The 14,168-nt window shown below is 68.1% G+C and carries 14 protein-coding genes; 7 read left to right on the top strand and 7 right to left on the bottom strand.

The features are described from left to right. Window positions 1–3: 3 nt before the first annotated feature. The 3 genes from V5F26_RS08785 to V5F26_RS08775 all read left to right on the top strand — a co-directional run bounded on the left by V5F26_RS08785 (window position 4) and on the right by V5F26_RS08775 (window position 2,297). A complete protein-coding gene (locus tag V5F26_RS08785; RefSeq protein WP_234054252.1) occupies window positions 4–486 on the top strand; it encodes a UPF0262 family protein in 483 nt (160 codons plus the stop codon). 5 nt (window positions 487–491) lie between these two features. Continuing rightward, entirely contained in the window at window positions 492–965 is a 474-nt protein-coding gene (locus V5F26_RS08780; RefSeq protein ID WP_394054753.1) for an arsenate-mycothiol transferase ArsC, read from the top strand. Between the two features lie 876 nt (window positions 966–1,841). Then, the gene (locus tag V5F26_RS08775) at window positions 1,842–2,297 is read left to right on the top strand and encodes a GNAT family N-acetyltransferase (protein ID WP_394947473.1); all 456 of its coding nucleotides are present in this window, start codon (window positions 1,842–1,844) and stop codon (window positions 2,295–2,297) included. An 811-nt stretch (window positions 2,298–3,108) separates the two neighbouring features. On the opposite strand, the gene V5F26_RS08770 is transcribed toward V5F26_RS08775, so the two are convergent. After that, a complete protein-coding gene (locus V5F26_RS08770) occupies window positions 3,109–4,923 on the bottom strand; it encodes an ABC transporter transmembrane domain-containing protein (protein WP_394947474.1) in 1,815 nt (604 codons plus the stop codon). A gap of 110 nt (window positions 4,924–5,033) precedes the next feature. Between V5F26_RS08770 and rpmE the strand changes: the two genes are divergently transcribed. Then, window positions 5,034–5,258, top strand: coding sequence for a 50S ribosomal protein L31 (gene rpmE / locus V5F26_RS08765; protein WP_234051330.1), 225 nt, complete (start codon window positions 5,034–5,036; stop codon window positions 5,256–5,258). A 798-nt stretch (window positions 5,259–6,056) separates the two neighbouring features. Here rpmE and V5F26_RS08760 read toward each other — a convergent pair. Beyond that, window positions 6,057–6,566: a hypothetical protein gene (locus V5F26_RS08760; RefSeq protein ID WP_394947475.1), complete on the bottom strand. Its 510-nt coding sequence runs from the start codon at window positions 6,564–6,566 to the stop codon at window positions 6,057–6,059. A 327-nt stretch (window positions 6,567–6,893) separates the two neighbouring features. Continuing rightward, window positions 6,894–7,076 carry a DUF1192 domain-containing protein gene (locus tag V5F26_RS08755; protein ID WP_234051334.1) on the bottom strand — a complete coding sequence of 61 codons (183 nt, stop codon included), beginning with the start codon at window positions 7,074–7,076 and terminating at the stop codon, window positions 6,894–6,896. A 164-nt stretch (window positions 7,077–7,240) separates the two neighbouring features. On the opposite strand from V5F26_RS08755, the gene V5F26_RS08750 reads away from it, so the two are divergent. Continuing rightward, window positions 7,241–8,248 (top strand): NAD(P)H-quinone oxidoreductase, encoded by a 1,008-nt coding sequence (locus V5F26_RS08750; protein WP_394054759.1) that lies wholly within the window; start codon window positions 7,241–7,243, stop codon window positions 8,246–8,248. A 616-nt stretch (window positions 8,249–8,864) separates the two neighbouring features. Here V5F26_RS08750 and V5F26_RS08745 read toward each other — a convergent pair. Further along, window positions 8,865–10,694: an ABC-F family ATP-binding cassette domain-containing protein gene (locus V5F26_RS08745; protein ID WP_394947476.1), complete on the bottom strand. Its 1,830-nt coding sequence runs from the start codon at window positions 10,692–10,694 to the stop codon at window positions 8,865–8,867. Window positions 10,695–10,908: 214 nt separating this feature from the next. Further along, window positions 10,909–11,088, bottom strand: coding sequence for a YdcH family protein (locus V5F26_RS08740; RefSeq protein WP_234051337.1), 180 nt, complete (start codon window positions 11,086–11,088; stop codon window positions 10,909–10,911). Between the two features lie 402 nt (window positions 11,089–11,490). On the opposite strand from V5F26_RS08740, the gene V5F26_RS08735 reads away from it, so the two are divergent. Continuing rightward, the gene (locus V5F26_RS08735; RefSeq protein ID WP_234051339.1) at window positions 11,491–11,697 is read left to right on the top strand and encodes a YdcH family protein; all 207 of its coding nucleotides are present in this window, start codon (window positions 11,491–11,493) and stop codon (window positions 11,695–11,697) included. A 66-nt stretch (window positions 11,698–11,763) separates the two neighbouring features. On the opposite strand, the gene V5F26_RS08730 is transcribed toward V5F26_RS08735, so the two are convergent. Together V5F26_RS08730 and V5F26_RS08725 are read right to left on the bottom strand one after the other, a co-directional pair. After that, the gene (locus tag V5F26_RS08730) at window positions 11,764–12,249 is read right to left on the bottom strand and encodes a peroxiredoxin (RefSeq protein WP_234051340.1); all 486 of its coding nucleotides are present in this window, start codon (window positions 12,247–12,249) and stop codon (window positions 11,764–11,766) included. A 79-nt stretch (window positions 12,250–12,328) separates the two neighbouring features. Next, a complete protein-coding gene (locus V5F26_RS08725) occupies window positions 12,329–13,177 on the bottom strand; it encodes a protein-disulfide reductase DsbD domain-containing protein (RefSeq protein WP_394947477.1) in 849 nt (282 codons plus the stop codon). A gap of 215 nt (window positions 13,178–13,392) precedes the next feature. Between V5F26_RS08725 and V5F26_RS08720 the strand changes: the two genes are divergently transcribed. Then, window positions 13,393–14,010, top strand: a complete 618-nt coding sequence (locus V5F26_RS08720) for a YqgE/AlgH family protein (protein ID WP_234051342.1) — start codon at window positions 13,393–13,395, stop codon at window positions 14,008–14,010. Window positions 14,011–14,168 lie beyond the last annotated feature (158 nt).

Here is a 14,168-nt window from a genome sequence, read left to right as displayed (position 1 = left end):
CTCATGAGCGAGAAATCCCTCTCCCGGCTCGCGGCCGTCAACGTCGACACGTCCTCCCTCGGGCATGCCGGCGCGGAGGTGGAGCACGAGCGCGCCACTGCGATATGGGACCTCATCGAGGACAATTCGTTCCATCCCTGTGGTGATCCCGGGGATGGGCCCTACACCCTCGACATCTCGCTGATGGACAATCGCCTGGTGCTCGACATCAAGCGCGAGAGCGGTGAGCAGGTGGTGCAGCACCATCTCTCCCTCACCCCCTTCCGCAAGGTGGTGAAGGACTATTTCCTCATCTGCGAGAGCTATTACGCGGCCATCCGCACGGCCTCGCCGAGCCAGATCGAGGCCATCGACATGGGCCGTCGCGGCGCCCACAACGAGGGCTCCGAGCTGCTCCAGGAGCGGCTGAAAGGCAAGATCGACGTGGATTTCGATACCGCCCGGCGCCTGTTCACCCTCATTTGCGCGCTGCACTGGAAGGGTTGACGGCGATGCCCTCTGTGGCGGACCCTGACGTACCTCGCTCGCGGTCGACGCGGCCGCAATCGGTTCTGTTCATCTGCGGGCAGAACGTGGTGCGTTCCGTGATGGCGGCGGCCCTGCTGCACCATCTCTACGGCAAGTCCATCTATGTGGGCTCGGCCGGCGTCATCGCCGGGGAACCCGATCCCTTCGTCATCGCGGTGATGGAGGAAATCGGCCTCGACGTGCACAAGCACCGGCCCAAGACCGTGGAGGAGCTGGAGGAATATGAGGGGCTGGGCTTCGACCTCGCCATCTCGCTCTGCCCCAGCGCCCATCACCGCGCCCTGGAGCTGACCCGCACAAACGCCCTCGACGTCGAATACTGGCCGACGCCGGACCCCACTCGCGAAGGCGGCAACCGCGAACAGCGCCTCAACGCCTACCGCGCCGTGCGGGACGAGCTGGAGGAGAAAATCCGCCAGCGCTTTCGGCATACCTGAGTGTGCGCTGAGGTGGACAGGGGGTCCGGCCGACGCATCTCCGGCTGAGCCGCCGGCGCCCGAAACGCGGCCGCCCCGGCCATGCTCCCTCCTGCCACCCGCGCCGCAAGGGAATTGCAGCGCCCGCGCCGCCCCACACTTCCGCTCGCTCATGCGGAAACGACGCGGGAGTGAGGACCGAGGCCAAAACCCGAGGCGAGGACAGGGGCAAGTGCCGGAGGCGAGCGGCCGGTGCCCGAAACGCGGCTGCCCCGACCGTGCGCCCTCCCGCCGCCCGCGCCGCACGAAGATTGCCGCGCCCACGCCGCCCCACACTTCCCGCTCGCTCATGCGGAAACGACGGGGGAGTGAGGACCGGGGCCAAAACCCGCGGCGAGGACCGGGGCAAGTGCCGGAGGCGAGCGGCCGAAGCCGGCGGAGTCTGCGCACACCATAGCCCCCGCTCGGCGCGCGAGATGTGGCGGAGGCTTGCCGCTCCCACCGCCATGGCGCCTCCACCCTAAGCCCTCTGGCCATCGCCAGCCCCGCCCCGGACGAGCGGGATGGGAGGCGCCCCGTCGGCCTTGCCCGCCGTACAATGCCAGCGGGCGTTCCGGCGCCCAAAAGGCCCAATCCCCAGATACCGCCTCAGGTACCGATGCTCAGGTACCGATGCCCAGGTACCGATCCCGAGGTGCCAATCCCGAGATGCCGATCCCGAGGTACCGATCCCGAGGTACCGATCCCGAGATGCCGATCCCGAGCGACCAGCCAACAGGCGTGGGCGCCAACGCGCGGCTCCTCGTCCGCCCTTGCCGGCAGCCAGCGTGCTGGCGTTTCATCGGGAGTGGCTGATTCGCCCGGGATCGGCCGCGCGCCTTCACTCCGGAAATCGCCATGGCTGCTCCCCTCTACACCCTGCGCCCCGCCATCGCCGCCGACCGGCCGGCCATGGCCGATCTATGGGTTGCGAGCTGGGTGAAGACCTTGCCGGAGATCGATTTCGAGGCGCGCCGCCCCTGGCTCAAGCAGCACCTGGATGAGCTGACGACCGGCGGCGCCCTCACACGGGTGGCGGAAAGCGCGGACGCGGTGGCGGGCTTCGTGGTGATCCATCCCGGCACCGGCTATCTCGACCAGATCGCGGTCGGCCCCACTTTCTGGGGCCAGGGCGCGGCGGAAGCGCTGATGGCCGAGGCCAAGCGCATCTCCCCCACTCTGGTGGCCCTGGATGTGAACCAGGAGAACCCGCGTGCCGTGCGCTTCTACGAAAAGATGGGCCTTGCCATCACCGGCGAGGGGGAAAACCCCATGTCCGGCCGCCGCACCTTCCGAATGGAATGGCGGCCCTAGGGTCCGACCGACATTTGAGAAGAACGGTTTGCCGGGAGCTCGTTCCCTCTCCCTCTTGCGAGGGAGAGTGAGGGGGGCCAGGACCGCCTGGGCTAGAACCGCCTTCCGTAACGCAGAGACTCAGGATTCAAGACTTTTTCGCCGCCGAGCCAAGTTCCCAGGTCTTGCCCCCACCGCAGTCCCCCAAGCGGGAGAGGGAGCGTCATGAACGACACGGTGGTGGTGAGGCACGACCCGCGCCACAGGCACTGAATGTCAATACACCCTACGCCCCACCAACATTCAGCCCACGCGGCATGCACTTCTGCCCAGCCAGCAACGTGTTGTTCATGACGCTCCCTCTCCCGCTGGCAGGGGGGCAAAATGTGGGGAGCGGGACCGAGCGGCGCGGGGGCCGCGCGGCGACGAGCCGAAAGGTCTCGAACATCAATCCCTTCCACCGCAGGGCCGGCCCGCCCGATCCCCAGCCCTCTTCCGCCCGGAGTATGGGGGCAGTCCCGGCGGGGAACGACAGGCATCCAAGGCGTGGAGGCTGTTCCCAGGGCCTTCGCCTCGCCGCCGGGTCCCCACGCCCAACGTTTTGCCCCAGCCCCTTCACGGCCGGCGGGAAAGGGCGCGGCGACAGGGACGCTGAATGACGAACGGCCGCCGGCCTCGGCGATAACGGGGCGCATGCTGCCTGCGGCCCCGTTGCAGGCCGGCGCCCGCTGGGTTCACCACAGCGCGGCGCGGGCTTGAGCAACAGCCCATGAATGCCGACGACTTCCACTCGCGTGCCGCAGGCTTCAGGAGCACACCCCGGCGGCCCGCCCTACCCTGCCGCGTTGAACTGCAGAGCGGCGAGGCGCGCATAAAGCCCGCCTTTGGCCACCAGCTCGGCATGGCTGCCCTCGTCCACGACGCGGCCTGCCTCCATCACCAAGATGCGGTCGGCGGACAGGACGGTGGCGAGGCGGTGGGCGATTACCAGAGTGGTGCGCCCCTCCATGGAGCGCTCCAGGGCGGTCTGCACCAGGGTCTCGCTCTCCGCATCAAGAGCGCTGGTGGCCTCGTCCAGCAGCAATATGGGCGCCGCGCGCAGGATGGCGCGGGCGATCACGATGCGCTGGCGCTGGCCGCCCGAAAGGGTGACGCCCCGCTCGCCCACCTGTGTGTCCCAGCCCTGCGGCAGGCGCGCCACGAACTCGTCCACCAGGGCCGCGCGGCCGGCGGCTTCCACCTCCGCGTCGGTGGCATCGGGTCGGCCGAGGCGGATATTGCCGCGCACCGTGTCCGCGAAAATGGCCACCTCCTGCGGCACCAGCGCCATCTGGTGGCGCACCGCCACCGGATCGCAGGCATGAATGTCGATACCGTCGAAGGTGATGCGGCCCGCCTGCGGATCGTAGAAGCGCTCCAGCAGCTGGAATACCGTGCTCTTGCCGGCCCCCGAGGGGCCCACCAGCGCCACCCGCTCGCCGGGGCGGATCTCGAACGCGATATTGTGCAGCGCATTGGCATCAGGCCGGCTGGGATAGGCGAAGCTCACCTCCTCGAACCGGATGGCCCCCGCGATGCGCGCCGGCAGCGCCGCGGGCCTCGCCGGCGCCTTCACCTGCGGCTGCACCTTCAGGAGCTCGGCGATGCGCTCGGCGGCGCCGGCGGCGGCGGACGCCTCGCCCCAGGTCTGGGAGAGATCGCCCAAAGACGACGCCGCCAGCACCGCATAAAGGACGAATTGGCTGAGGGCGCCGGCGCTCATGGTGCCGCTGAGCACCGACTGGGCGCCCACCCACAGCACCACCACGATGGAGGCGAACACCAGGAAGATGCCGATGGCAGTGAGAATGGCCCGCGCCCGGCTTGCCTCCTGCGCCGCGCCGAAGGCCCGTTCCACCGCCCCGCCGAAGCGCGCCAGGGCCGCGCCCTCGGCGGTGGAAGCCTGGAGCGAGCGCATGGCGCCCAAAGCCTCGGCCGCATAGGCGGAAGCATCCGCCAGGGTGTCCTGGGCGGCACGCGAGCGGCTGCGCACCTTACGGCCCGCCGCCACCAGCGGCAGCACGATGATGGGAATCGCGATGAGCACGAGGCCGGAGAGATGGGCGCTCGTCACCACCATCATGATGATGGAGCCGAGGCACAGCACGAGATTGCGCAAAGCGGTGGAGGCCGAGGCGCCCACCGCCGCCTTGATCTGCGTGGTGTCGGCCGTCAGCCGCGAGGTCAGCTCGCCGGAACGGGCGGTATCATAAAAAGCGCCGTCCAGGGTCACGAGGCGGGCGAACACCGCCGTGCGCAAGTCCGACACCACCCGCTCGCCCAAGGTGGTGACGAGGTAGTAGCGGGCGGCGGACGCAGCGGCGAGCACGGCCACCACCGCCACCAGCACCTCGAAATAGCGATCCACCAGCCCCGCCTGGTCGGCGGCAAAGCCGAAATCGATCATCCGCCGCACGGCGAGCGGCAGCGCCAGGGTCGCGAGGGCGGCAATCAGGATGGCGCCGAGCGCCGCGAGCAATCGCCCGCGATAGCGCACGAGATGGGGCCACAATCCCTTCAGGGGGCCGAGGGAGCGTCGCTTGGGCCGCGCATTCTCTTCAAATGCAGGTTGGGCGGCGGGTTCGGGGGCAAGGTCGGCTTGTGTCAAAGGTGGCTCTCAGCTATAGACCCGCCACTTCCGGCAGGAAACGAATTTGAGCGCGTCGGGAATTTACGGGATCGTCCCGTGAGCCCGGCGAGGCCAAAAGGATTGAGACAATGAAGAGCGATATCCATCCCGACTACCACTTCATCAAGGTGGTGATGACGGACGGCAGCGAGTACACGACCCGGTCGACCTACGGCAAGGACGGTGACACCCTCCAGCTCGACATCGATCCGCGCACCCATCCGGCCTGGACCGGCGGCACCCAGCAGCTGATGGACCGCGGCGGCCGCGTGTCCCGCTTCAAGAACAAGTTCGGCGCGCTGCTCAAGGGCTGAGCCCCGACCGCGCCCGTGCCTTTGGGAGAGCTGCGCGCCCGCGCCGCAGCTTCCCTCACGCAGGTGTGAAACACCAAAGGGCGCCAGGAAGCGCAACGATCCGGCCAAAGGCCCGCTCTCGCGGGCCTTGCCTCCGCAAGGGGCGCTTTCGGAACCGACGACAAGCCGCGTGCATCCCACGGATGCCCACGCGGCTTTTTGCTTTTGAGCGCCCCTGCGGTGCGCGCGATCTTAGCCAGTCGCCGCGAGGATGCCAGGTGCTGTGGGGCAACAGCTGATGGCGTAGCTTTTCCGCCCCCAAGGGGGCTCCGGGACGGGCCGGAGCGCGGCTCCCACGGGCTTTTGCACCTTCCGCCGTGTCGCGGGAAAGCGGAAAGGCTCTGGAATCAACCGATATTCAGGAGGCAAGCGGAGGCTGGAGCCTCACTCCCCACAGCTGACCAGGGGCTATGACCGCCTCGATGGCTGCGGAGTTCGAAAGGCAGGCCGCCGCAGATTTCCGAGGCGTTGCCCCACATCGCCGCCGTATCGCTTCAGCTTCTCATGGAAGCGCCAAAGCAACCTATCCTTTTGTTTTTGCGCAGCTCTTTCACGCGAACCGCTTTCCCCTTCGCTCGGAAACGCCCTGCGCCCGCATTCCGAACGCCTGCGCCCTCCCCTGCGGGCGAGAGAGGCGGCCCCCGCGCAAGATGCCTCCCGGTGCCCGGCCAGGAGGCCATCGCGGATGCTGAAGGTCGATCTTCGCGGATTTACGCACGGTCCTTCGGAAATCCGGCGTCTGCTTTGCTTGAAAGCGCCCTAGGCGTCGTTCTCAGGGGTCACCAGGCGCAGCCGGGGACGCGCTGGAGCCGATGGCTCCTCAAGGTCCGCCTCTCCATTGAGGGACCATGGCCCCACCGCGTCCAGCCCTGCGGGCAGCTCGGTGGTCTCGAAGGCCAGCGTCTCCAAAAGCGCCAGCACCTGGGCGGCGAGGCCGGAAACCTGAAGCAGCACCACTTGAAGGGCGGGAGCCCGTGCACCGCGCAAGGCCGGCGTCAGCACCTGCGCCACCTGCTCCGGCAGATGCAGCCGCTCGGCTTCATCGCACGCAGGCGTCGGCGCCATGTCACCTTCGGCCACGGCGCGCAGCAGCATCAATGCGGTGGACAGATCCAGCAGGAGAACGGAGAGGCCGCCACGTCCGGCCCCATCGAGCCCAACGGTGACGCGGTCATCGGCAAGACGCGCGCGCGCCTCGGCCAGCAGCGCCATGCCGCCCGCGAACACCGGCTCCAGAGCCGCCGACACCGTTCCCGCGTTTTGTCCCACGCGCCGCCACCTCTCCGCCATCCGCCTTCGCGCGGCGCCACATGACGCCGCCGCGCGCAAAAGGTAAAGGCCGCGAAAGGCGCGCCCCTTGGGGAAACCGGGCACGAGAGGGGCGAAAGGAGCCCTTCGAAAGAGGAGCCGCCTTGCGGCGGCTCGTGAGTCTGACAGGGAGAGTTGCCAGAAGTCCGGGGCTAAAGCTCCATGCACCGGACAGACGCAGTTTCACACCGCAGGGTTAACGCGAAGTTAACGATCCCCATGGCAGGCGCGGCCCACGTCCAGTCGCCTCAATCTACGGGCGGCAAACGATTCGCCACGCCTCCCGCGCTAGAACTTGAAGGCGGCGTCCGCGGCGGCACGGGAGGCCTCCTTCTTCGCGAGGGCGGCTTCCAGGCGCACAATCTCGCCTTTGAGCGCCTCGATGCGCTCCCTGATCTCATCCACCGAGAGGCGCGACACATCCACACCCACCAAGGGATCGGACGGTGGCGCCGGCCGTTCCTCGTCCATGCTCATCCTCCTCTCGCTGCTCCGCCGCATGCTAGCGGGCTCTCCTTCCGCCATGAAGGGGGCTGCTGAAGGGGGCTGCTGAAGGGGGCTGCTGAAGGGGCAGTGCTTTGCGTCCGTCGGCGGCGGGGCTACAAAGCGCCACCTGAGCCTTTGGGAGCCTTGCCATGACAGAGCCGGCCGTGCCCGCCACCATGACCGCCATCGCCATTTCCAAGCCCGGCGGCCCCGAAGTTCTGGTGCCGGAGCAGCGCCCGGTTCCCCGGCCGTCCCCCGGCGAGGTGCTGCTGAAGGTGGAGGCGGCCGGCGTGAACCGGCCCGACGTGATGCAGCGCCGCGGCCTTTATCCGCCGCCGGCCGGCGCCTCCGACATTCCCGGGCTGGAGATTGCCGGCACGGTGGTGGCGCTGGGCGAAGGCGCGAGCCGCTTCAAGATCGGCGATCGCCTGTGCGCCCTCGTCTCGGGCGGCGGCTATGCGGAATATTGCACGGCGCCGGAAGCCACCTGCCTGCCCATCCCCACCGGCCTTTCCGCCCCCGAGGCCGCGGCCCTGCCCGAAACGGTCTTCACCGTGTGGAGCAATGTGTTCGAGCGCGGCGGGCTGAAGGCCGGCGAGTGGCTGCTTGTGCATGGCGGCAGCAGCGGCATCGGCACCACCGCCATCCAGCTCGCCAAGGCCTTCGGCGCGCGGGTGATCGTGACCGCGGGCTCCGACGAGAAATGCGACGCCTGCCTGAAGCTGGGCGCCGACGTGGCGGTGAACTACAACACCAAGGACTTCGTGCCCGAGGTGAAGAGCGCCACCGCCGGCAAGGGCGCCAACGTGATTCTCGATATCATCGGCGGCCCCTACATCCAGAAGAATTACGAGGCCGCCGCCGTCGACGGGCGCATCGTGCAGATCGCCTTCCAGAAGGGGTCCAAGGCCGAGGTAGACTTCATGCGCGTGATGCTGAAGCGCCTCACCCACACCGGCTCCACCCTGCGCTCGCGCCCGCTCTCGGAAAAGGCGGCGCTGTCCGCGGCCGTGGTGGAGAAGGTGTGGCCACTGGTGACGGCGGGAACCGTGCGCCCGGTGATGGACCAGGCCTTCCCCCTGAAGGACGCCGCAGCCGCCCACGCCCGCATGGATTCCAGCGCGCATATCGGCAAGATCGTGCTCACCGTCGGCTGAGCGTTGCCGAGGGAAGTGGGCACCGGTTCGCACGAAGGAGACGCATGCGAACGAAAGGATAGACCGCTTCAGCGTTTCCAAAAAACGTGAGAGGCGGTCAAAGCGCGGGGGGGACGAGAGGCGCCCCCGCGGTGCGCGCGACCAGGCACGGCATCCCTCGCCCCCTCTCCCACGCGGGTGAGGGCCGGCGCGTTGAAGCCCGAAATGCCGCTTTTGAGCGGATGACGGCCCTCCAGGTCCGATCAACGTTCAAGAACAGCGGTTTGCCGACGGCGCGTTCCCTCTCCCGCTTGCGAGGAAGAGGGATGGAGGGCGCAGGACCGCTTGGACCGTGACCGCCTCAGCGGTGCAAAGATTTGAGATTCGAGACTTTTGGGACTTTCGAGGCGGTGCCATTCGCCTCGCCGCCGGGGGCACTTTCCCGCCGTTTTCCCCCCAACCCTCCCCGAAAACCGGAGAGGAAGCCGCGCTACGCGCATTGAATGGCGACAGGCCTGAAGGCGCCGACGAATCTGGCCACCACGCCTCTCTCCGCTTCCCGCCCTCCCCCGCAAGCGGGAGAAGGCACACGAATTGGGGACGCGCGGCGGGGCCTTGCGGACCGAAGGGGGCCGCCTCAGCCTTCCAGTTCCTCCTTGAGGATCTCCAGCCGCAGCCATTCCTCTTCCGCCGCATCCAGCTCGGCCTGGGCCCTGGCGAGGGCGGCGGAGGTTTTCTCGAAGGTAGCCGGGTCGCGGGCGTAAAGACCGGGATCGGCCATGGTCGTGGCGAGCTTGGCGATCTGCGCGCGCAGCTTGTCCATGGTGTCAGGCAGCGTCTTCAAGGCGTGCTGCTCGTGGAAGGAGAGGCGCTTTTTCGCTTTTTCCTTCGTGGCAGCCTCCTTTGCCGCCTCCTTTGCCGCCTCCTTCGGCGCGCTCGCGGCGGTGCCGGCGGGTGCCTTCGCCTTGGCCTCCACGCCCCGCCCGCGCTGGGTGAGCATGTCCGAATAGCCGCCCGCATATTCGCGGAACAGGCCGTGGCCCTCGGCCATGATGACGCTGGTCACGGTGCGGTCCAGAAAGTCACGATCATGGCTCACCAGGATCACGGTGCCGGGATAGTCGGCCACCATTTCCTGAAGCAGATCGAGGGTTTCCAGGTCGAGGTCGTTGGTGGGCTCGTCCAGCACCAGCAGGTTGGAGGGCAAGGCCAGGGCCCGCGCCAGCATCAGCCGCCCCCGCTCGCCGCCCGAAAGCACGGAAAGCGGCGTATTGGCCTGCTCGGGCGTGAAGAGGAAGTCCTTCAGATAGCCCATGACGTGCTTGGGCGTACCGCCCACCATCACCGTGTCGGAGCCGCCGCCGGTGAGGGCGTCGCGCAGGGTCGTGGTGGGGGCGAGCGCCGAACGCTTCTGGTCGAGGGAGGCGATTTCCAGGTTGGTGCCCAGCTTCACCGTGCCCGAATCAGGCGCGATCTCGCCTGTCAGCAGCTTGATGAGCGTGGTCTTGCCCGCCCCGTTCGGCCCGACGATGCCGATGCGGTCGCCGCGCTGGATGCGGGTGGAAAACTCCTTCACCACCTCCTGCTCGCCATAGGCCTTGGAGATGGCCTTGGCCTCGATGACCAGCTTGCCGGAGGTCTCGCCCTCGCTGACCTGGAGCTTCACATTGCCCTGGGCGCGGCGCTCCTCACGCCGCTCCTTGCGCATGGAATGCAGGAGGCCCAGGCGCCGCACGTTCCGCTTGCGCCGCGCGGTGACGCCGTAGCGCAGCCAGTCCAGCTCCGCGACAATCTTGCGGTCGAGCTTGTGGCGCTCCGTCTCTTCCTGCTCCAGCACGCCGTCGCGCCAGGCCTCGAAGCCGGAAAAGCCCTGCTCCAGCCGCCGCGTCTCGCCGCGATCGAGCCAGACCGTGACGCGGGACAGGTTTTCCAGGAAACGCCGGTCATGGCTGATGAGCACGATGGCGGATTTCAGCGACCTAAGCTCGCTTTCCAGCCACTCGATGGCGGGCAGATCGAGATGGTTGGTGGGTTCGTCCAGCAGCAGCACGTCCGGCTCGGGGGCGATGACGCGCGCGAGCGCCGCCCGCCGCGCCTCCCCGCCAGAGAGATGGGCGGGGTCCTCCTGGCCGGTCAAACCCAGCTGTTCCAGGAGATATTGGGCACGGTAGGCGTCGTCGCCGGGGCCGAGGCCGGCCTCGACATAGGCAAGCGTGGTCGCATAGCCGGTGAAGTCCGGCTCCTGCGGCAGATAGCGCACGGTTGCGCCGGGCTGGAAGAAGCGCGTCCCGTCATCGGGCGCGATCAATCCCGCCGCCACCTTGAGCAGCGTCGACTTGCCCGAGCCGTTGCGGCCGACCAAGCAGACTCGATCACCGGCGGAGACGGACAAGTCCGCCCCGTCGAGGAGAGGGGTGGCGCCGAAGCGCAGATGGATGTCTTGGAGCAGGATCAGCGGTGGGGCCATGACGCCCGATTTAAGCCACCGGCGGCGGAACGCAAAGGGGATGCGCTCCGCCTGCGCCCGAGAGGGCCCGGTGCCGTCCGAGCGACGCCGCTTCCGGCACCGCGCACACGACATCGCCCGGGGCCCGCCCGCAGGCGCGTGCCTTCGGCCTTAACCGCGGTCCGTCCGCCGCCGCAGAGCAAGGCCCCACGTCGGTGACATCACCGGTTGATCATCAATGGATTGTGGACGATTCGCCGAGGCGATTCATTTCGTCCTTGAGGACAAGCTTTCTGCGCTTGAGTTCCGCAACCCGGACCGAGTCCTTGGCGGGGGAGGCAAGCTCGCGGGCGATCTCCTGATCGAGAGCCGCGTGGCGACGCTTCAACTCCTGAAGGTGCGACTGGATGGACATACTGAGCCACTCCCTGTCTGCATCACGCTTTTGAGTGTGTCATGGAGCTGACGTGAAGTCGACCACCTTTCTTGCTCTTTGCCTCGGAAGATGTCTTGCAGTGCGAAAAGCCCATGCCATAGTCGTTTGGCGCGCTCGCGGCGCGCGGCGGGCACCGGGTGCGGGACCCGTTCTGTCGAAGATGTGATCGAGGGCATGGCGGCGCTCCGCCGCCATGTGGGGAACGTCCTTTCGGGGGCGCGGCGGGGGAAGCCCCGGCCGGCGCGGCGGGCAATCGCCGCCAATGGGCACCGACCCGTCCTTTGGGGGATGCGGATCGGCCGCCCTGCCTGACGGCATCACCCTTTCGGGGGTGTCGCCCGCGGGTGACCGGGCCGGGCGCGGGTTGCGACGGATGGGTGCATGACCATTGACGAGGAACGGGATCTGAAGATCCTTCTGGAGCGTCTGAGGCAGGAGCATCGGGATCTCGATGTCGCCATAGAAGCCCTGACCGTGGTTTCGGGCTCCGACGTGCTCCAGGTGCAGCGGCTGAAGAAGCGCAAGCTCCAGCTCAAGGACCGCATCACCCATATCGAGGATCAGCTCTTCCCCGACATCATCGCCTGAGGCGAAGGCCGGACGCCGCCAGGGCGGCGTCCGCTCGCGCGCAGACGCGGGGGCTCGCCCGCCGGCTCAGAGCTGGCCGAGCAGGGCAGTGGCGCCGGAAACGTCGGCCTTGCCGGGCGAATCCTCGACATTGAGCACCTTCACCACGCCGTCTTCCACCACCATGGAATAGCGCTGGGACCGAACGCCGAGGCCGGCGGCCGAACCATCGAAGGTGAGACCCAGGGCCTTGGAGAAGCTCGCGTCGGCATCCGCCAGGAACAGGATCTTGCCGGCGGCGCCGGAGGCATTCTCCCAAGCCCCCATGACGAACGGATCATTCACCGCCACCACGGCGATGGTGTCGATGCCCTTGGCCTTGATGGCATCGGCATTGGCCACGAAGCCCGGAAGATGGTTGCGGTGGCAGGTGGGCGTGAAGGCGCCCGGCACCGCGAACAGCACCACCCGCTTGCCCTTGAACACCTCGTCCGTGCTCTTCTGCACCGGACCATCGGCGGTCATCACACGGAAGGTGGCGGAGGGCAGGCTTTCGCCAACCGAGATGGACATGGCACTCTCCACGAGAAAACGGCCGGGAACGGCCGCTCGCGGACAATACGTAGTTTTCCGGAGGAGGAAAGGGCCCCGATTACGGCTGCGCCACCGCCTGGGTGGTGATGGAACGCGGCGTGTCGGACAGCGTGAAGGTGAGCCGGGCCGCGCGGGGATCCGCTCCGGCTGGCACGCCTTCCAGCGGCAGGGTGAAGCGGGCCAGGCCATCGGGCAGGGCCGTCTTTTGCGGCAGCGGCAGGGCCCAATGGGCATCGGGGCCTTCCACGAACAGGTCGGCCATCGGCGTGCCCACCCGCGCTTCCACCACCAGCTGGGGCGGCGTCGCACCCTCATCCAATCGCACGGAGAGGATGGAGGGGGCGCCCGGCGCCCCCAGTTCCGCCGGCTCGGGCACCTTGGCGCGGGCGCTGGCGATGCGCTTCGCCACCGCCGGGTCGGGCGTCGTCTCCAGCTCCAGGGCAAGGCGGGCATTGGCCGGCATGCACAGCTTCTCACACACGGCGAAGTCCATCACCATGTCGAGCCGCGCCGGCTGCGCCGGGTCCTTCAGCGTCACCGTGAGCGGAAACAGAACGCTCGATTTGTAGCCGATGGAAAAGCCATCGCTGCCATCGGAAAAGCGGCGCGGCGCCGGCCAGCCGACCTTCACATCAGCCACGTTCTGCGAGCCCTCGAAGGAGATCAGGGGCGGCACGCCGCTGTCGCCGGGATAGCGCCAATAGGTCTTGTAGTGGGGCTGCAGGCGGATTTCGATGCCCGCCTCGCGCGTCGCCCCGCTGCCGCCGGCCGAGAGCAGGCGCACCTCCGCACCAGGCAGGCTCACCGCATCGGTTTCCGCCGCCCGCGCGCTGGTCCAGAACGCCAACACGGCCGCGAGCACAGCCAGCCTCCCCGCCCACACGGCGATCTTATGGTCGGTGGACATGGCGGGATCGGAGCCGGCGTGCGCCGCGCGGCCAGATGCGATGCTTGTCATATGCTGGCGGTAGCCTCTCGCGCCCCCGGGGCAAAGCCCCCCGCATGCACAAGGCTGTGAGCAGGCGCGGCGCACCATCGCCTGCGGCCGGGGGACAAGAGCACGTGATGCCCTGTCCACATCCGCTCATTCCCAAAACACCCGATGCGCGGTACGCTTGCAGCATGAACGCGACTGATACCCCGAACGCCCGGGAAGGCGGCGCGCGCTTCCTCGACGGGCAGATGCTGATCGCCATGCCCACCATGCGCGACGAGCAGTTCGCGCGCACCCTTGTCTATGTCTGCGCCCACTCCTCGGAAGGGGCCATGGGCATCGTGGTGAACCAGCCCGCGAACCACATCGATTTCGGTGAGCTGCTGGTGCAGCTGGACGTGGTGCCCGCAACCCAGCGCATCCTGCTGCCCGAAAGCGCCGGCGCCATCAAGGTGCTGAAAGGCGGGCCGGTGGAGACCGGCCGCGGCTTCGTGCTGCATTCGGCCGATTATTTCATTGAGAATTCCACGCTGCCCATCGATGACGGCATCTGCCTGACGGCGACGCTGGACATTCTGAAGGCCATTGCCGGCGGCACCGGTCCGCATAATGCGGTGCTGGCGCTGGGCTATGCCGGCTGGGCGCCCGGTCAGCTGGAAGCGGAGATCCAGGCCAATGGCTGGCTGAACTGCCCCGCCGACCCGGACCTGATCTTCAGACGCAGCCTGGAAACCCGCTACGACGCTGCCCTGAAGAAGCTGGGCATCGACCCCGGCATGCTCTCCAGCGACGCCGGCCACGCCTGAGGCAGCGAGCAGCAGCGTAAGGCCACGACGTTTGTTCTCGCTCCGTCGAGATCGCGCCTGAGACTGGGTCCTGGGGGTCTCGGCTGTTGCGGTGCTCGCCTATTCGGCCCGCGTCTATGGGCTCCGAAGCCGCTGATCCTGCCCCGGCAGGTAACCCG

The sequence above is a fragment of the Xanthobacter variabilis genome (assembly GCF_043831965.2).
GTDB lineage: Bacteria > Pseudomonadota > Alphaproteobacteria > Rhizobiales > Xanthobacteraceae > Xanthobacter.
Note: the sequence above shows the minus strand (reverse complement) of the source record. Positions and strands in the feature narration are given on the sequence as shown.